The 17,778-nt window shown below is 68.7% G+C and carries 14 protein-coding genes and 3 tRNA genes; 9 read left to right on the top strand and 8 right to left on the bottom strand.

The genetic code is table 11. From position 1 onward, the window contains the following. The first annotated feature begins 261 nt into the window (after positions 1–261). From IT306_06600 to IT306_06610, 3 genes are all read left to right on the top strand, one after another. Positions 262–347 (top strand) — tRNA-Leu (locus IT306_06600). A gap of 70 nt (positions 348–417) precedes the next feature. Continuing rightward, positions 418–491, top strand: a tRNA-Val gene (locus IT306_06605). A gap of 3 nt (positions 492–494) precedes the next feature. After that, positions 495–570, top strand: a tRNA-Phe gene (locus IT306_06610). A 309-nt stretch (positions 571–879) separates the two neighbouring features. Here IT306_06610 and IT306_06615 read toward each other — a convergent pair. Continuing rightward, on the bottom strand, positions 880–1,050 hold the full coding sequence (locus IT306_06615) for a hypothetical protein (protein ID MCC7368073.1): 171 nt from the start codon (positions 1,048–1,050) through the stop codon (positions 880–882). Positions 1,051–1,083: 33 nt separating this feature from the next. Here IT306_06615 and IT306_06620 point away from each other — a divergent pair, with 33 nt between their 5' ends. The 4 genes from IT306_06620 to IT306_06635 all read left to right on the top strand — a co-directional run bounded on the left by IT306_06620 (position 1,084) and on the right by IT306_06635 (position 4,437). Then, positions 1,084–2,292: a hypothetical protein gene (locus IT306_06620; GenBank protein ID MCC7368074.1), complete on the top strand. Its 1,209-nt coding sequence runs from the start codon at positions 1,084–1,086 to the stop codon at positions 2,290–2,292. Then, positions 2,289–3,038: a GNAT family N-acetyltransferase gene (locus tag IT306_06625; protein MCC7368075.1), complete on the top strand. Its 750-nt coding sequence runs from the start codon at positions 2,289–2,291 to the stop codon at positions 3,036–3,038. The genes IT306_06620 and IT306_06625 overlap by 4 nt, the downstream gene beginning before the upstream one ends. 171 nt (positions 3,039–3,209) lie before the next feature. Then, entirely contained in the window at positions 3,210–3,497 is a 288-nt protein-coding gene (locus IT306_06630) for a PqqD family protein (protein MCC7368076.1), read from the top strand. Between the two features lie 64 nt (positions 3,498–3,561). Next, positions 3,562–4,437, top strand: coding sequence for a hypothetical protein (locus tag IT306_06635; protein MCC7368077.1), 876 nt, complete (start codon positions 3,562–3,564; stop codon positions 4,435–4,437). Between the two features lie 133 nt (positions 4,438–4,570). Here the strand turns inward: IT306_06635 and IT306_06640 are convergent, their stop codons facing one another. Further along, positions 4,571–5,713, bottom strand: coding sequence for a hypothetical protein (locus IT306_06640; GenBank protein ID MCC7368078.1), 1,143 nt, complete (start codon positions 5,711–5,713; stop codon positions 4,571–4,573). A 261-nt stretch (positions 5,714–5,974) separates the two neighbouring features. On the opposite strand from IT306_06640, the gene IT306_06645 reads away from it, so the two are divergent. Further along, entirely contained in the window at positions 5,975–8,284 is a 2,310-nt protein-coding gene (locus tag IT306_06645; protein ID MCC7368079.1) for a xanthine dehydrogenase family protein molybdopterin-binding subunit, read from the top strand. A 123-nt stretch (positions 8,285–8,407) separates the two neighbouring features. Here the strand turns inward: IT306_06645 and IT306_06650 are convergent, their stop codons facing one another. The 4 genes from IT306_06650 to IT306_06665 all read right to left on the bottom strand — a co-directional run bounded on the left by IT306_06650 (position 8,408) and on the right by IT306_06665 (position 11,728). Next, complete coding sequence (locus IT306_06650) at positions 8,408–9,070, bottom strand: class I SAM-dependent methyltransferase (protein ID MCC7368080.1); 663 nt, start codon at positions 9,068–9,070, stop codon at positions 8,408–8,410. An 18-nt stretch (positions 9,071–9,088) separates the two neighbouring features. After that, positions 9,089–9,967 (bottom strand): NAD(P)-dependent oxidoreductase, encoded by an 879-nt coding sequence (locus tag IT306_06655; GenBank protein MCC7368081.1) that lies wholly within the window; start codon positions 9,965–9,967, stop codon positions 9,089–9,091. Then, positions 9,964–11,217, bottom strand: coding sequence for an HAD-IIIA family hydrolase (locus IT306_06660; GenBank protein ID MCC7368082.1), 1,254 nt, complete (start codon positions 11,215–11,217; stop codon positions 9,964–9,966). The genes IT306_06655 and IT306_06660 overlap by 4 nt, the downstream gene beginning before the upstream one ends. 79 nt (positions 11,218–11,296) lie before the next feature. Continuing rightward, the gene (locus IT306_06665; protein MCC7368083.1) at positions 11,297–11,728 is read right to left on the bottom strand and encodes a hypothetical protein; all 432 of its coding nucleotides are present in this window, start codon (positions 11,726–11,728) and stop codon (positions 11,297–11,299) included. A gap of 316 nt (positions 11,729–12,044) precedes the next feature. Here IT306_06665 and IT306_06670 point away from each other — a divergent pair, with 316 nt between their 5' ends. Beyond that, on the top strand, positions 12,045–13,271 hold the full coding sequence (locus IT306_06670; protein ID MCC7368084.1) for a beta-propeller fold lactonase family protein: 1,227 nt from the start codon (positions 12,045–12,047) through the stop codon (positions 13,269–13,271). 43 nt (positions 13,272–13,314) lie between these two features. On the opposite strand, the gene IT306_06675 is transcribed toward IT306_06670, so the two are convergent. Further along, the gene (locus IT306_06675; GenBank protein MCC7368085.1) at positions 13,315–14,445 is read right to left on the bottom strand and encodes a hypothetical protein; all 1,131 of its coding nucleotides are present in this window, start codon (positions 14,443–14,445) and stop codon (positions 13,315–13,317) included. Beyond that, positions 14,442–17,777: a hypothetical protein gene (locus tag IT306_06680; GenBank protein ID MCC7368086.1), complete on the bottom strand. Its 3,336-nt coding sequence runs from the start codon at positions 17,775–17,777 to the stop codon at positions 14,442–14,444. Before IT306_06680 ends, IT306_06675 begins: the two co-directional genes overlap by 4 nt. Position 17,778 lies beyond the last annotated feature (1 nt).

The following is a 17,778-nucleotide window of genomic DNA, read 5'->3' on the forward strand; positions in this document are numbered from 1 at the left end:
CTGGTGTTCCCGAAGCGCGACGAGACGCGCAGTCGGGGGTTGAAACCCCCGCCTACACGCATTCAGTCGCTGCGCGACGGACACCGGGAACAGCCGTCGTCCGGTGAGACTGGAGCGTCGCGCAGCGACTGCAGGATGGTAGGCGGGGCTTTCAAGCCCCGACGCCGCCGCACGACGACATCAACATGCAATCGCCCTGGTGAGGGAATACGACCGCTTGCCGACCCCGGAAAACCCGGCGTATACTCTTCCTGCGAGTTTGCCCTCGTGGCGGAATAGGTATACGCGGCAGGTTGAGGGCCTGTGTCCGGAAGGACGTGCTGGTTCGAGTCCAGTCGAGGGCACCAGGGGAGACGGTAACCGACAGCAGCGTCGTCGCCATGCGGCGCATCTGCCCGACGTGCCGGCTCACTTCTGGGGCGAGTAGCTCAGTTGGCTAGAGCACCTCGCTTACACCGAGGGGGTCGCGGGTTCGAGCCCTGCCTCGCCCACTTGCCAAGGTAGCTCAGTAGGTAGAGCATGCGACTGAAAATCGCAGTGTCAGCAGTTCGATTCTGCTCCTTGGCACCATAGTCTCGAGCTGCGGCGGCCCGGTTCCTCATCGACCAGGCCGCTTCTTTGTGTCTGCCGTGAGCCAGCCCGGGAAGCCCTCACCCCAGGGCAATTGCCTGTTCGTTGGTGTTCCCAGATCATTGCAAGATGCGCAGTCGGGGGAGTGAGGTAGCCTCCGGGCGCTGACCGCCCGCGCCCGGCTACCATCGCTCTTGCTGGCCGGGGACGCCGTCTGTCCCAGGGTCCGTCAGGGAGCGCTCACCGCATGTTCGACCGGCCTCTGCTGCCCCCCGCCGACCTCGAATTCGCGGTCATGGCGGACACCCACTACATGCTCGACGCCAGCGCGGCCCCGGTGGGCGGCGCTGCCGAGTTCGCGTCGCGCAGCCGGCTGACCTGCCGCACTCGCCCCTCGGGATCAGCTTGCGGCACACCCTCTCGACCCAGCTTGAGGTGCCGGCGGCTCGGGGCGTTCGCCGGCAACGACGGACGGATCACGCGGTGGTACACCGTGGGGAGTGCGCATACATCATGACGGTCACGGTGCGGCTGGCCGCCTCGACCGCCGACCTGCTGGCCTGGGTCCAGTTCCCACGACGGCGGGTCTATCCGCTCGCCAGCCCGTGGACCCCGCCCCTCGACAGCGACGTGCTCCGACTGCTCGATCCGGCCCGCAACCCGTTTTTCCGCCAGGGGCAGGCGATGCCCCTGCTGGCGACCGATGGGGATGGACGGATCGTCGGGCGGGTGCTGGCCCACATCTACCATCCCCACAACGAGCGCCACGGCGAGCGAACGGCGTTCTTCGGCTGCTTCGAGTGCCAGGACGATCGGCCGGCAGCCACGGCGCTGGTGCAGGCGGCGGCCCGCGCCGCCGCCGATTGGGGCTGCTCCACCCTGCGCGGCCCCTTCAACCTGACGGCCATGCAGGATATGGGCATCCTGTTGGACGGCTACGAGTACCCGCCGGCCGTCGATCAGACCTACACGCCGCCCTACTACCCGAGGCTGCTGGAGACGGCCGGCCTCCAGCGAACCTTTCCCCACACCACCTGGCGCATCGACGACGTCCATGCCATCGACTTCTCGGAGCTGCTCGGGGAGCGCCACCGCATCCTGACGATGGAGCGGCGGCTCACGGTCCGCTCGGCCCGCCTGCAGCAGTTCGAGCAGGAGCTGGAGACGCTGCGCCGCCTCCTCAACGAGAGCTTCGCCGAGCTGACCCACTTCGTGCCGCTCACGGCGGACGAGCTGCTATTTCAGGTGGGCGCGTACCGTCAGTACCTCGACCCGTCCCTGCTGCTGGTGGCCGAGATGGACGACGTGCCGCGCGGCTTCGTGCTGGCCATGCCAGACGTCAACCCGCTGCTCAAGCAGCTGGGCGGCGCGTTCACGGGGCGCCGCGCGGTCGAGGCGCTGCCAGCGGCGGCCGGCTGGCTGTGGCAGCGTGACGCCTGCCTCATCGTCCAGGGCGTCGAGCGGCGACTCCAGGGCCAGGGCATCATGCGGGTGCTGCACCATCGGCTGGTGAGGAACTTGCGCCGACGCCGCTACCGGGCGCTGTCCGTGACCTGGATCGCCGACGAGAACGCGGCGTCCGCCGCCACGATCCAGGCACTCGGCGGCCACCCACGCCATCGCCTGACCCTGTACGAGTCACCAGTCGGGGCGCTGCTGAACCAACGATCGAGTGAGGCGGTTGCCGATCGGCGTGTACACGAGGAGAAACGTCCCAGGTGAAACGCCCACAGGCGGCGTCCGACCGTGACTTGCTCATCATTCAGGCCGAGGCATTGCTCGACGAAGAAGGGCGCCTGGCGAATTGCTGTGGAATCATGCTTGGAACGGCCCGTGACGGGCACGTCCTACTGATTGGAGATCGGATCCCGCCCGAACTTGCCGTGAAGTTGCGCACCGCTCTGAAGCAAGCTCCTGTCGCCCGGACGCTGGATGACGAGCCGCCGGCCCTCGCGTCGTGTCGTTCACTGCTCGAGGAGGCGTGCGGGCCGCTCGATCAGCACGATGGACCGTACTATGTGTTCGGTGACGAGGTCCGCGTGCCCGGGAGTGTCCAGGTGCTTGGGTCAAGCGGCCCTGGCCAGGAGCTCCTGCGCGACCTCAACCCGGGCAACTGGGATCCCAACGAGTGGGACTGCTTGATCGACGGGACGCTCGGTCCGTGGGCGATGGGGCTCGCAGATGGACAGGTGGTCTCGATTTGCCATACGCCGCGACCGCTCAGCGAGCGAGCCGCCGAGTGTGGTGTCTGGACGCACCCTGACTACCGTCGGCGAGGGCACGCCGCCACCGTGACTGCGGCGTGGGCAGACATTCTCCGCCCGAGTGGGCGGTTTCTCTTCTACAGCACCAGCAGGGACAACACATCATCGCAGCATGTCGCCGCTCGGCTGGGATTGCGGCTGTTCGGCTGGACCTGGAACCTTAGATCGACCCCGAGCCGACCCCGGATGGTCTCCATCCGCTGATGCGTCCGCGGCCAGCCCGCATGACGGTGACGAGTCGGATCCGGCCGTCCACCCACCCCGCGGGATGGTGCAGCAGCGCATCCCCTTGACGCGCCGGGCGCCGTTTCCGGTCGTTGATACTCACCTGTGATGCCTGTGCGCCCGGTCGGGCCATTATCCTCCGAGATGCAGATGCCAGAAGTCGATGCGCGCCGGAAGGCCGTTCCCAGTGTCTCGTCGTATCCGCTGGACGACGAGCTGGTGCTCTATACGCCGACGGATGGGCAGGCGTTCATCCTGAATCACACGGCAGCGCGCGTCTGGCGACTCCTCGACGGCACGCGCACCGACGCAGCCGTCGCCCGGGAGATCGCCGAGACCTACGGCGAGGCCTATGAGCAGGTGCTGGCCGACGTTCGCGAGCTGGTCGAGCACCTGGCGGCGGTCGGGCTGGTGACGGCCGCGGCTGACCTCGCCTGAGCGAACCGGGAGCCTCTCTATGACTCGATTTCCGTGATCAGGCCCGTGCCAGCGAGATCCGTCGATGCCTGACGACGCCATCGCCGTCCTCGACATCGCGATCCTCGAGCTGCAGGCGCGCGTGCTCGGGCCGCCGGACATCGTCGCCGCGCTCCGCGATCTCTTTCCAGATCCGCCAGCCTGGACCGTCGAGCGGGGCCGCGAGATCGCCGAAGCCGAGGGCGTGCCGGTCTTCGCGGTGACGCGCACCCAGGATGGCGCGGCGGTTGTCGAGGTGGAGGGGCACGGCGGCGCGCGCGCAACGGTGGACGTAGGCGGTGAGCTGCTCGCCACGCTGGAGTGGGCTATCGCCAGCGTCGCCGTCGAAGTGCTGGGCGAGGGCTACCTGCTGCTCCACGGCGCAACGGTCGCGCGCGGCGGTCGGGCCATCATCCTGCCGGCCGGCTCTGGGAGCGGCAAGAGCACGCTGGCGGCCGGCCTCGCGAGCGCCGGCTTCCTGCTCGGCAGCGACGAGGTCACCGTCCTCGATCCGCTGACGCTGGACGTGCTGCCGTTCGTGCGCGGGATCTGCATCAAGGACGGCTCACGCGAGGCCCTGGCGCACGCCTATCCGGCGCTCCTTGCGGATGCGCCGCACCACCGGTTCGGCGGCGAAGAGGTCTGGTACATCCGTCCGCCGACGGACCGCTGGCTGCCTGCGCCGACGCCGGTGGGAGCCGTCGTGGTGCCGCGCTACCTGGCCGGCGCCGAGACGACGCTGGAGCCGCTGCCACGCTCGGCTGCCCTCCAGGTGCTCCTGCAGCAGTCGTTCAGCGTGCCCAAGCATGGAGCGTTCGGCATCGGGACGCTGACGGACCTGCTGCAGGATGTCGAGTGCTATCGCCTGACCGTCGGCGACCTTGACGCCGCCATCGCCCTGCTGACCCAGCTCACGGAGTAACGGCGCCCGCGCCATCGCAGGACGGGATCGCGCAGTCAGGCTACGGAGAGCGGTACTCGGGGGCAGCAGTCGTGACGCGGCCGCGGCCTCGAACGTCGAGGCCCGCGGGTGCTGGCAGGTCGGCCAGGCGGCATCAGTAGTTGAGCGTCTCGGTCTGCAGGTACTCGGACGGCTGCGGGCCAGGGCCGAGATGGATCACCGTGAACGGCGTCCCGAACCCCAGCCAGCCAAGCTCGCGCGGCGTGAACCAGCGATTCTTCCGTGCCGCCGCGAGGACCGACGCCGAGTTGCCGAAGTCGAAGCGGCCCGTGGCGTCGTCGTAGCCCTCGGCCACGTAGTAGTGCTCCGAGGCCACCACGATCACCGGGAGGCCCGCCCGCACATCGGCGATCACGCGGTCCCAGTCGATGGAGTCCATCGACTCGCCCTGCTGGTGCGACGGTATCCCAAGCGATGCCAGCAGAGCCAGTTGCCCGCGCGGGCCGGTCATCCCCAGCCACGGGTTCCAGCCCACGTAGCGCGCAGCCGCCACCGCCTGATCTAGCGTCAGGTCCTGCCCCACCGCCCGCGCAAACGCCACGGCGGCCGCCGGCGCACAGGCCGCGTACGACTCCCAGTTGGACAGCCGCTGACCGTCCTTCAACTGGTCCGGCGTGATCGAGCGAAGCTCCGGCGGCTGCTCAGCCCAGGAACGATCCTTCGGGGCCGTCGGCTCGACGCCGGCCGTGCGCTTCAGCAGCGCCACCGTCCGCGCAGTGCGGTCCACCCCGTCCCAGGACAGCAGGAAGTCCGCTGCAACCCACCCCTGCGGGCCGTCAGGATGCTTGACCAGACGCCAGCGACGGCCGCCCTCCTCACGCTCCTCGCCCAGGTCGCGGACATCCGTGCCCTCGTCCACCAGGCGGATCTTCTCGCCAGCGCCCGGCTCGGAGCGCATCACCAGCCCCTGGAGGCCCACCCCGACCACCGCGAACGATGGCCGGCGCAGGGCGGCGCGGGTGGGGGCCGGCGGCAGCTCCAGTTCGACGGCGATCGGCTGCGGCAGCGGCACGATCTCGGCCGGGGCCTCCACCACCGGAACCGGGCGCGGCGCTTCCGACACGGTGAACGTCAGCAGCTCCCGCGCCCAGGGCGCAGGCAACTGCACGTCAAGATCCAGCCAGACGGGCAGCGCCGCCAGCAGTATCGCCAGGACGGGAACGATCCACGGAGCGCCGTGCTGAGAACGATTCCTCGGAACGGCCCCGGATCTCCAGGCCATTGCGCGCACTGCCATCGCGACCGCCGCACCTCCAGTCAGCATTCCATCAGCGCATCCCTCGATCTCCGGTCGCCATACGAGACGCTGGCGCGGCGATGGGTCGACGCTCACAGAACGGCGACCGAATAGTAGCCCAAACGACACCTGTTCCGTCGAGCAACGCCGGCCAGCGCCAGAACCGTGCAACCTACGGTATCCTCACCGCACCCGCCATGATCGCGCTGGGCCGTTCGGCGCGGTGGTATCTCGCAGCCGAGACCGGTGGAAAGGCTCACGATGGCCGCGACTCCCGATTCAGCAGATTCGTACATCGGTGCGCGGCTCAAGCGGCCCGACGGCCCGGCCAAGCTGACCGGCGAGGCGCGATACGCCGCCGACATCGCCCTGCCCAGCCTCGTGCACGTGCGGCTGCTGCTCAGCCCCCACGCGCACGCGCGCATCCTCTCGGTGAACGCCGCCGAGGCGCGCGAGGTGCCGGGCGTCGTCGCCGTGCTGACGGCGGCCGACCTTGCTCCGTACGTCAAGAGCGCCCCGCTCTCACGGGCCCGCTGCCTGCTGGCCGAGGGCGAGGTCCGCTTCTGCGGGCAGCCGGTCGTGGCCGTGGTGGCCGTCTCCGAGGCCATCGCCCAGGACGCCCTGGCCCTGGTGGACGTCGACTACGAAGAGCTGCCGGCCGTTCTGACCGCCGACGACGCCCTGGTCCCGGGCGCCCCTGCCGTCTGGCCGGACGGCATCCCCGGCGTCGGCGCGGAAGCGGCCGGGCACGGCGTCGAAGCCGCCGGTGCGGGCGTGGCCAGCCGTGGCGACGGCGACGGGCAGCCCATCCACTCCCCGAACGTCGCCGCGCGCGAGCGGATGGACCGGGGAAACATCGCTACCGGGCTGGCCGAGGCCGAGGTGACGATCCGCCGCACCTACCGCACGCCCATCGTGCACCAGGGGTACGTCGAGCCGCACGCCACCCTCGCCGCGCCGGAGCCGGGCGGCGGCCTGACCATCTGGTCGTCCACCCAGGGCGTCTTCCTGCCCCGTGAGGAGACGGCCCGCGTGCTCGGCTGGTCGGACTCGCAGATCCGGCTGATCCCCACGACGGTCGGCGGCGGCTTCGGCGGCAAGGGCGTCCTGCTGGAGCCGCTGGCTGGCGTGCTGGCCGTCATGCTCGCTCGGCCCGTGCGGATCGTGATGACCCGCATGGACGAGTTCCTGGCCGCCACGCCCGCGCCGCGCTGCCAGATCGAGCTGACCCTCGGGGCGAAGCGGGACGGCACGCTCACGGCCATCGACGCCCGCATCGTCTTCGACGCCGGCCTCTACCCTGGCTCACCCGTCACCAACGCGATGATCTACGTCGGCGGCTTCTACCGCGTCCCGCACCTGCGGCTGCGCGGCTACGACGTCGTCACCCACACCATCCCCCAGGGCGCCTATCGAGCACCCGGCGCGGTGCAGGGCGTCTTCGCCATCGAGCAGGCGATGGACGAGTTGGCGCGCGAGCTTGGCCGCGACCCCATCGATCTGCGACTGCAGAGCTGCATCGTCGAGGGCGACCTGATGCCACACGGGCAGCGCTGGGCGCGGATCGGGCTGCGCCAGTGCCTGGAGACGCTGCGCGAGCATCGGGCCTGGCAGACGCGGGATTCGCAGCAGACCGGTCCCAACGAGGGCGTCGGCGTGGCGCTCGGCGGCCTGATGGTGACGCTCCAGTCGGCCTCGGCGCTGGTGCGCCTGGAGGCGGACGGCACCATCACCACCGTGGTCGGCTCGGTGGACATCTCCGGCTCGAACACGGCGCTCTTGCAGATCGCCGCCGAGTCATTCGGGCTGCCCATCGAGCGGGTCGCGCTCTCCAATGCCGACAGCACCGGCGCGCCGCACTCCCCGATGTCCGGCGGCAGCAAGATCACGCTGGTGGTCGGCGCGGCCATCACCGAGGCCTGCGCGGACGCCCGTCAGCAGGTCTTCGACATCGCAGCGGATCAACTGGAGGCGGCCCCCGAAGACCTGGAGCTCGTCGACGGTCGTGTGCGGGTGCGGGGCGCGCCGGAGCGGACCATCGGGCTGGACCGCATCCACCAGCTCACGGCGATGATGTACGCACAGCATCCGCCGGTCCTGGGGCGCGGCAACGTCATCCTGAAGGTACGCGCCTCCGCGATGGCCGCCCACCTTGCGCGGGTCCGCGTCGATCCGGAGACCGGGCGCGTCGAGGTGCTGGAGTACGTGGCCGTCCACGACGTCGGTCGGGCCATCAACCCGGCCCTGGTCGAGGAGAACATCCACGGCGGCGTGTCGCAGGGCATCGGCTGGGCGCTCTACGAGCAGATGCTCTACGACGAGGGCGGCCGGCTGGTCACGTCGAGCCTGCTGGACTACACCCTGCCCGGCTCGCACCAGATCCCGCCCATCGAGTCGGTGATCCTGGAGATCCCGTCGCAGTCCGGGCCGTACGGGCTGCGCGGCGTCGGCGAGCCGCCGGTCATCCCGGTGGCCGCCACCATCGCGAACGCCGTCCATGCTGCCACCGGCCGCCGCCTGACCGAGATCCCGATCACCGCGCCGGCCGTGCTGCGGGCGCTCGCGGAGTAGCGAGCCGCACTCCGGTCGTCGCCCGCGTCGGCTCAGTCACGCCACCCGTCACGACCTACCGCGCACACCGGGCTGCCGCGAACCATCGCGCGCCACCCTTCGACCCACGACCCACGACCCTGGCTACTCGGTAACCGTCCAGTAGTAGTCGCCGGTGTAGCCGCACTCCTCGAAGATCCGCACCCAGGTCTCACGGTCGAAGTAGGTCAGCGCCGTGAGCTGCCACGCCTCGAACGCCCGGTGCTGCTCCTCGGTGAACCAGGAGTCCACCTGCAGGTAGCCGTGCCCGCCCGGCTTCTTGACCCGCTCAAGCTCGCGGATCGCCTGCTTGCACTCCTCCAGCGGGAGGTTGTGGAGCGTGTTGATCGAGAGCACCACGTCAAACGAGGCGTCCGCGAACGGCAGCGATGAGGCCGCCCCCCGCTTGAGGTACGGCTTGACGTCCGCCATCGCATGCTCGATGGCGTACTCCGAGATGTCCAGGCCGGCCACCTCGACGCCGGGGGCCACCCGACGAAGATCGTGCAGCAGGAAGCCCTTGCCACAGCCCACGTCCAGCACCCGCGTGCCAGCCGCGATGCCGTACGCATCGCGCAGGTCTTCAGCCACGCCGGTCCAGAAGCGCTCGTGGTAGGTGTAGCCGCCGTACCCCTGCGTCCTCGGGCCGTCGAAGTACGCCTGCCCGAACTGCTTGGCGATCCGGCGGTCCTCTTCGAGCACCTGCGGCCGAAGCTGGTTGCGGCCCTTCGAGACGGGGTAGCGAGCCAGCCGATTGATCTCTCTCAAGAGGCCCTCACCCGCGTCCTACTTCACGCCGCCCAGGCGCGCCGCCACCGTCGCCTTCAGGCCGTCCGCGAACGGCGTCAGCGTCAGGCCCGGCAGCGCCGACCGCAGCTTGCCGATGTCGAAGTCGCGGCGGCTGGTCCCACCAGACTTCGGCAGGTTGACGATCTCGAACGGCCTGGGCGAGAGCGCCTGCAGTTGCCTCGCAATCGAGCCGAAGTCGCGGCTCTCACCCGAGGCGACGTTGAAGACGCCCGTCGCGTCGGATGCGGCCAGCGCCGCCGCGATCGCGGCCACGTCGTCCACGTAGACGTGGTCGCGGATGTCGTCGCCCTCGCCGAACATGCTCAGCTTGCCATCGCTGATGATCTGGCTGATGAAGCGGTTCGGGCCGTACGAGTTGTGGGTGTCGCCCGCGCCGTAGACGCCCGTCGGCCGCACGATCACCAGCGGGACTTTCGCCGCGCCGCAGACGTTCGCCAGCACCCGCTCGCCGGCGTACTTGGCCAGGGCGTAGAAGTCGGCCGGCTCGACCGCCGAGGTCTCGGTCACGACCTCGTCGCTCATCGGGTACACCGCGTCCGAGCTGACGTACACGACCTTCTTGAACGGATGCCCCTCGACGTACCGCCCGACGTTCAGCGCCATCTGGAGATTGGCGTCGAGGGCGTCCACCGTCCGGCCCTTGTCCGGCGTGACCGCCGAGGCAAAAATCAACGTGGTGTCGGGGCCGGCCAGGGCGTCGAGCACGCCGAAGGCCGCACGGTCCGTCAGGTTGAGCGTCTTCGAGTTGAACCCGTGGACCGTTACGCTGTCCGCCTGGAGCCGCGCGCCAATCGCCTGCCCGAGAAAGCCCGTCGCCCCCAGCAGGACGACCGCCCCCGTTCCGTTACCGCTCATTCGTGGATGCTCTCCCACTTCATCGGCGCTGCCTGCAGCCTCGGGTCCGAGACGAACAGGTGCCAGACGACCGCCTGGAACGCCTCGCTGTGCGCCGTCACCGTCTCCGGGCTGATCGTCGGGACGATCACGCACTCGGTCGCCACCTTCTTCGTGTAGCCGCCGTCCCGCCCGACGATCCCGACGATTTTTGCCCCGACCTCAACGCCGACGTCCATCGCTTTGACGAGGTTCATGCTCACGTTGCGCCGCGGGTCGCCGCCACCCACCGAGAGGATCAGCAGCATGTCCTTGTTCGAGAGCTTGCTGCCCTTCAGCCAGTTTGCAAACGAGGTGTCCCAGCCGTCGTCGTTGATACGCGCCGTCAGCTCGGAGACGTTATCGGTCGGGGCGTACGCTTCGAAATGGGCGATCTTGCGGAAGTCGTTGACGGCGTGCCCGGCGTTGCCGGCGCTGCCGCCCACCCCGAGGATGAACAGCCGACCGCCGCTGTCGCGGACGCTCACCATCAGGTCGATGATGCGGTTGACCACAGCCGTGTCGATGCCGGCTGCGACCTGTTGAACTTCCTGGAAGTAGCGCGTGACGAAATCCACAGCCTCGCTCCCCGTCCCCGGCCGGTGGGCAGCGCTCACCGGCGCGTGCGTCTGGCCCGCCTGCGCGTGGCGCAGCACGGCGTCTACGGCCTCGGTCAGCGTCTGCACGCGGGCATCAGCCCAGGACGCTGCACTATACGGCCGGTCGATCAGAATCGAGTAGCAGCCGGCGTTCCGGCCGGCGTCCACGTCTCGCCAGCGGTCCCCGACGACATACGAGCGGGAGAGGTCGACGCTCCAGCGGGCCGCCGCCTCGTCCAGCATGGCCGTGTCCGGCTTGTGGCACGGGCAGCCCTCGGACTTGTCGTGCGGGCAGACGTAGATATCGTCGAGCGGGACGGCTGCCGCCAGTTGCTGGTGCATGGTGTCGAGGTCGGCGCGCAGAAGTTCGCCGTTCGCCAGTTCGGGCTGGTTGGTGAACACGATGCACAGGAAGCCGGCCTCGCGCAGCCGCTGCACCTGCGCCCCGGCCCCCGCCACGATGCGGAAGTCGGCCACCTGGGTCGGCGCGTACGACTTGCCGTCCGCGCGGACGATGGCCTCGGCCAGGACGCCGTCGCGGTCCAGAAAGACGGCGCATCTGCTGGCGGGGACGGACGAACGCGGCGGCTCGGCCCCCGGCGACGGCAGATGGCGAAACGGTCCGGCAGTCACGGGGCCGGATTATGCCCGATTCGCCCCTGCGAGCCGAGACAGCCGCTGCCGCTCCGGACCCCGCCGCTCCAGCGTATCGTCAGCGCAGGTACATGTTGGCTGATACCTCGAACGCGTCTTCGGCCTTCCCGAAGAACTCGCCAGACGGGAACATGGCCAGCTCATAGCGCTCGTTGCTGTAGGTGTAGAACCCGAACGTCCAGCGGTCGCCGGGGCCGAAGTAGCGCAGACGGCAGAGGTGCGTCGGTGTGTTTCGCAGCCGTTCGAGGTACTCCTCGCGTGTTTCCGGCCAGTCCGGCGGCGGCCAACTCGGCGTCAGCGGTTCTGGCTCGGTGTACGCATCGACATAGCAGAACTGCCCCCGAAACCGAATGTCCAGCCGCGTGTACCGTCCAGCAAAATGCTCCCCAGCGTACTTCCGCAGCTGTGACTCTGTCTGTCGCTTCACGCCGTCCGGCACCTTGCGGCCACCGGCGTCTGGGTTGAAATGCCAGCCTCCCGCTGGTGACATCGGTATCAGCCTCCCTGTACGACATGCTGCCTGCGTGCATGCTACCGCACCATCCCTCCAGGTTCACCACGGACTCCGAGCCAGCACGCACTATCCTGAAATGGCGGTCACGACGGCCCCCTGTCGGCTACAGTGCGTGTGCCCCAACGGCGGGGCGTTTTGAGGCAACCTCTGACCGCCGTACCTCCTCGCTTGCTCGCGCCAGCGACAGGGGTACATGCATCAGTCTGCCATCGGCGCCTGGTGCATTCGACCGTACACCGACCGACCCGCACCACCCGGCGCAGCCAGGGATGCTGCAGCGCAGGAGCTCTCGATGCCGACCCGACTCTCTCGACGGATGTACGTCCGCGCGCTCGGCGCAACGCTCGCGGCTGGCGCGCTTGCCGCGCTGACGGAGCCGGCTGCCGCCGCTGCCAACCCCCGCCCGGCAGCCGGCTCCGAGGCGCGCCGGCCCCCGCTGCTGCTGACCGGCGGCAGTGCAGACTCGCAGGGCGTGGCCGCGCAGGACGCGACCCCCACGCCCGAACCGGCAGCCTCGCCCGCCCCGACGCCCGCGCCCGTCAACGTCTGGGCCGCCACCGCCTCGAATGACATCCCGCCCCAGCTTGCCGATCTGCCGCCGCGCGTCTACGTCCCGCACGAATTGGGCGGCGACGTGGCCGTCATCGACCCGCTCACCATGCAGATCATCGACCGCTACTACGTCGGCCGGACGCCCCACCACGTTGCGCCGTCCTGGGACTTGACCCAGCTCTACGTCAACGTGATGGACTCGAACTACCTCACCGTGATCGACCCGCGCACCGGCAAGCCGACCGGCACCCTCCCGGCCGCCGTCCCCTACAACCTCTACTTCACCCCGGACGGCTCCAAGGCCATCGTGGCCGCCGAGCGCTTCAACCGCCTGGACTTCCACAACCCGAGTACCTGGGAGGTCATCGGCCGGCTGCCGATCCCCGGGTCAGGCGTGGATCACATGGACTTCTCGGCGGACGGCTCGTACCTGCTGGTGAGCTGCGAGTTCGGCGGGCAGGTGGTCAAGGTCGGGACGAATCCGCCGGCCGTGCTGGGCGTCTTCCGAGGCGGCCGGCTCCCCGTGGACGTGAAGCTCAACGCCGAGGGCACTCACTTCTTCGTGGCGGACCAGGGACGGCACGGCGTCATGGTCATCGAGCCTGAGACCATGACGGAGGTCGCGTTCCTGCCGACCGGCGCTGGCGCGCACGGCATGGCCATCGCCCGGGACACCCGCGCCCTCTACGTGACCAACCGCCTCGCCGGCACCCTCTCCGTGATCGACATGGCGGCGTTCGGGATCGCCCGCACCTGGAGGATCGGCGGCAGCCCGGACATGGTCCAGGTCTCCCCGGACGGCCAGCAGATCTGGATCTCGTCGCGGAACCACGGCACGGTGCAGGTCGTGGACAGCAACACCGGGGCGGTGCTCCACCAGCTACGGACGGGAGCGGCCCCACACGGCCTGACCTACTTCCCCCAGCCCGGCCGGATCAGCCTCGGGCACAACGGCGTCTACCGCTGAGACCGGGCTGGCGGGCCGGAGCTGTCCGACCCGCCAGTCGGGCTTACAGGAGCGGCGGGTCGGTCAGCAGGCCGTAGCTGACCGGGCCGCCGGCCGGGTAGTTCGTGGCGAGCATCGCCGCGAGATCGGCCGGGATCTCCGGGAACTCGATCCGGACCCGCCCGTCTGGGTGCCGGGTCCGGAGTGTCTGGACCGCGTACAGCAGCTGGCGGTACGCGATCACCTGCCGGGCTTCGTCCAGCTCGGACCAGGGCAGCGGCAGCATCAGGACGCGCAAGCCGGTGTCGAGCACGATCACCGTGCTCAGGAGCGCCTGGATGTTGTCCTGAAACTCCGTATCCTGAGACTCTGCCAGGCTGGTCTCGTCGTCCGTGAAGTCGTCCACCACTATGGGCGCCTCCCGCCCGCGCCGCGGCGTGGCCCCGGACTTCGGCCGGGGCAGCCGGGGCCAGGCCGGACGGATATCGTGCTCCGTCAGGTACGCGCCGACGCCGGCGTAGACCCCCCGCTTCCCGGTCGCGAGGTCGAGGGCGTCCACGTCGAGCGCCTGGAAGACGCCGCCGTCGTCAAGCAGCTCGGCCTGGTCGGGCAGCCCCAGCAGCAGATCGCGCCCGTATTTCTCAACGTACGCTGGCCCGTACCAGGTCCGCCACCCGACCACGAGGGCGCGCCGCAGCACGACAGCGGGAAGACTCAATTCACCGCTCACCCCATAGAGGATGCCGAGCGCTGGCCGGATTCTCGTGTAGAGGGCCTTGCCGATTCGTGTCAGCATCTCGGTTGACGCACCGGCAAACGCCTCAAGTGGGACACCCGCATCCTCATGGCTCCAGGTACTGATTGAGATCTTGACGTCCCAGTCGGTCTCAGAACGACGGAATATGGAGACAATCGTTCGTGTCCCCGGTGCCACTAGCCAGACCGCGCCGTAGCTCCACTCCTCGACCATGTGAAGTCGATCGACTGGTCCGTAGCCGTCGAAGACAAGGCGGATCGAGCGCAGGTGCGATTCGACGTCCTCGACCAGCCGCGGCTGTCCGCTGGCGGTGTACGCGCCAATCCCGGGCCGGAGCCCGCAATCGGCGATGATCCGAGCCACGTCCAGCACATCGGCCTCTGACGCGAGGCCCGCACACTCACGAAAATCCAGAATCAGATCTCGAAGTCGACTCACGGCTGTGTCACCACCGACTGAAACTCAAGGCCGGCCGGGCTAATGGCCTGCTGCAGAATGCGAATCTCGACCCGGGTGAGATCCACGCCAGCACCCGCAAGCCGAAGATCTTGGGCGAGTTGGCTCGGTGACTTTGTGATCGGGTCATTCTTCGTCTGGACAAACTCAAGGACCACCCGATGATTCGGATCTCGCAGATATGCGAGGAGCTGGCCCTGTAAGCGTTCGCGCTTGGTGTCATCGACCAGCGTGCTCTGCATCCAATGCTTCACCTCGACGAAGACGTTCCTCGTCACGGTGCCACCACCACTCAGGCGCTCGAACATCCGCACCACAAGGTCGGGCGCTCTTGTCGCCGGCAAGCCTGGCCAATTCGCGGCCTTAGCCTCGACGTCGATCAGGTTGCCGCTCTGAGCATAGACCACCGCGCGGATGCTCTGACTCTCGTAGCCGTTGAGGCCGTGGTACCATCCTCCCTTGACCAAATCGTGGGCCTTCTTGAGGATCTTGTCCATCCCTTCAAGCGCTGACGCCGATATACCCCAGGCCGCCGCGTTGCTATACATCTCATTCACGGCTCGCTGGATGCGCTCTAGCGGGCCTTCATTGGGCTGCTGGCCGACGCTCGCAGTGGCGGTACCTGTCAGCGACTGGCAGACGGGGTCGTTGACTGAGAGGATGGCCGCCCCAGGTCTCGGCACAATCGCGCCAAGGCTCGGGCACATCAGATCGGTCAGTGGCGAGGCCTGACGCCAGGTGCCAACTTCCTGCGTGGCCCCGCAGACGAGGCGGCTGAGCAGCAGCCGCTGGATGAAGTTGTACGGATCGGGATACCCGACCGGGATGCACGGTGGTTCGGCGGCCGGATCGAAGATGTCATCATCCTCGCTCTCGTCACCTGCGAACACCGTGTGAATGGTGGGGGACCAGTTGATCGGACCCACGCCGAGGGCGTTGGTGGCCTGAACCCCGAACCGGTACTCCGCATCGTTGCTGACGTGGAGGCCGAGGCTCGTCGTGGTACCATCGACCTCGGCAAGGTGGGCGGCCGGGAGCTGGTCAACCTGGTACCAGAGGTCGTACTTGACGACGCCGTCACGCGGGGTCCATGAGATCGTGATCGGGTTCTCACCAGCCTCCACGCTGATCGCTGGTGGCTGCGGTGCGCCCCGCCCAACGGCGTAGTGCATGGCGACGCGATCGGGCAGCAGCGCGTGGTTGTAGAGGGCGACCTCGTCGATGCCGCCGGCGAACAGTGGGTCTTGATTCCACTCGCTCTTGCCGATGTACCCGAGACCGCGCACCGTCGTCGGGATCGGTTGGGCCTGGCCCTCCGTCACCTTCTGCCCATCCACGTAGAGCGTCGCCCAGCCGCCGCCGGTCACCGTTCCGACCACGTGCCGCCAGGTATTGAGGGTCAGCACTCCGGGTGCGGTCAGGCCGGCACTCGGGATGGCGAAGACCAGGTTATTGGTGCCGCCATTCCGGAGGAATCCGATTGGCTGGTTGCCGTTGCCGTTGGTGTTGTTGTTCAACATGAACATCCGTGTCCATGCGCGGACCTCGGTCGGCATGATCCAGGCTTCGAGGGTCAAACCGTTGCTGAAACTGGTCTGGTCCGACGGGAGATCGACGTAGGCTCCCGGCTGGCCAAGCCCAATGGCGGCGCCGTCACCACCGACAAGCGCACCGTTCTGGCCGACGCCGACTGGCCCGATATACATCGCGTCGTGAGCCAGCGTAGCGTCACGCGCGACGGGCACCGTTGCGTCGTCCATGCGCCAGTAGGCAGTCGGTGCGTCGGCGAGCACGGCGTTTGCGTACTCGCTGACCGCTGGCGGCGCTTCCGGTCGGCCGGCCAGGTAATGGGCCTGCACCTGCGCGGCCGTCAGCCCGTGCCCGTAGATGGCGACCTCATCGATTGTGCCGACGAACGGACCGTCCCACGAGGCCTGGGCGCTCTTGCCGATGTAGTTGGTGCTTCGCGTCACCGGGCCCGGAATTGGCCCCGTCGCCGTGCTGCTGGCGACCAGGCGCCCGTTGATGTACAGCTTCACCGCACCGGTGTCGTCGTGGCTCCCGACGATGTGGACCCAGGTGTTGAGCGGAAGGCCTCCCGGGACCGTGACACTGCCGGTCGGCGTGGAGAAGAAGATCTCGTTGGGGCCGCCCCGGCTATACCGTCCGATGGAGATGGTGTCGGTGGCACCGGTCCAGAAGCTCAGGTTTCCGAGGCTGAGGATGCGGTACCACTCGGTATCTGCCGTCGGATAGACCCAGGCTTCCAGCGCCGCGCCGCCGCTGAAGTCCGCGAACCCGGGCGAGAGCACAATATGCCCACGATTCGTACCCTCAAATCGCATTGCCGGATCGCTGTCGCCGCCGGCCGCGAGGCCGCCCGGTTGACCCGATGTGACGTCGTTGACGGTCCTCCCCGTGTAGGTGCCGATCGAGTCCAGGACGGTGACCGGAACACCGGGCGCACCCGCCAATTCGTTCAGGCGAAAGTACGCCATCGGTGCATCGGCAAGCACCAGCCCGGCATAGCCGCCTGACGAGAGGCTTGCGCTCTCCTCAAGGTAGAGGATGGTGAGATCGACGACGATCGGGTAGGTGGCCGAGGCCAGAAAGTTCGGATCGAGCTGAAGCGTTGCCGAGTCCGCGGTCACGGTCAGCGCGACCTTGCCCTGCCGCCCGTTCGTGTCGACGACGGTTGGGGCCTCGATGGCAAGTTGCGGCCGGCCGCGACTGTCATGGCCGACGAAGCCGCCCCTATTGTCCGGAGCCAGGTCGAGACCGCGCCGAGTCATCCCAAGTACGATCCGGTCGGCGGCGGGGCGCTTCGCGACGACCAGGTCTTCCTTGAGTCGGTCGCTGTAGCTTGTCCAGCGGGCAGTCAGGTCACCTGCGCGCGCCACCACCGTGGCACGCTTGGCCGTTCGGATGTCAGTGGGCGGTGGCAGCTCAAATTCGAGGGCGACCCCCTGGCGCGGCTTCTGAATGTTGACGGTCGCCGTAGCGCGGCCTGGTTCGAAGAAGTCGACCGCGACGCCGCCACGCGTCGCCACGTTGTAGGCCGGCGAGCCGCTGTTGCTCCGTTCACCCTCAGCTGGCGTGGCCGCCCGTGGCCGAACCGGCAGTTCGCGCGCGCCGGTGACTCCCCTGGTTGGCGGCAGAGCTGGTAGTGGCGCGGGCGTCGCGGCGGGCTCCGGTGAAGCACCGGACTGTGGCGCCGCCGTCGGCATCGCAAACGGCTTGATCGGTTCTGGTGTGCCGACGGGTGGACGCGGATCGGCTGGCCCGAGACGGAAGCCGGCCGCCGTCGTCGACACG

This window comes from Chloroflexota bacterium (genome assembly GCA_020850535.1).
Taxonomy (GTDB): domain Bacteria; phylum Chloroflexota; class UBA6077; order UBA6077; family JACCZL01; genus JADZEM01.

What these genes read in the sequence shown, in the direction of transcription:
- IT306_06630 (MCC7368076.1), top strand. Translation starts at nt 3,210, where the DNA reads ATGCCAGAAGTCGATGCGCGCCGGAAGGCCGTTCCCAGTGTCTCGTCG.
- IT306_06655 (MCC7368081.1), bottom strand. Translation starts at nt 9,967, where the DNA reads ATGAGCGGTAACGGAACGGGGGCGGTCGTCCTGCTGGGGGCGACGGGC.
- IT306_06635 (MCC7368077.1), top strand. Translation starts at nt 3,562, where the DNA reads ATGCCTGACGACGCCATCGCCGTCCTCGACATCGCGATCCTCGAGCTG.
- IT306_06640 (MCC7368078.1), bottom strand. Translation starts at nt 5,713, where the DNA reads ATGGCAGTGCGCGCAATGGCCTGGAGATCCGGGGCCGTTCCGAGGAAT.
- IT306_06665 (MCC7368083.1), bottom strand. Translation starts at nt 11,728, where the DNA reads ATGTCACCAGCGGGAGGCTGGCATTTCAACCCAGACGCCGGTGGCCGC.
- IT306_06645 (MCC7368079.1), top strand. Translation starts at nt 5,975, where the DNA reads ATGGCCGCGACTCCCGATTCAGCAGATTCGTACATCGGTGCGCGGCTC.
- IT306_06670 (MCC7368084.1), top strand. Translation starts at nt 12,045, where the DNA reads ATGCCGACCCGACTCTCTCGACGGATGTACGTCCGCGCGCTCGGCGCA.
- IT306_06620 (MCC7368074.1), top strand. Translation starts at nt 1,084, where the DNA reads ATGACGGTCACGGTGCGGCTGGCCGCCTCGACCGCCGACCTGCTGGCC.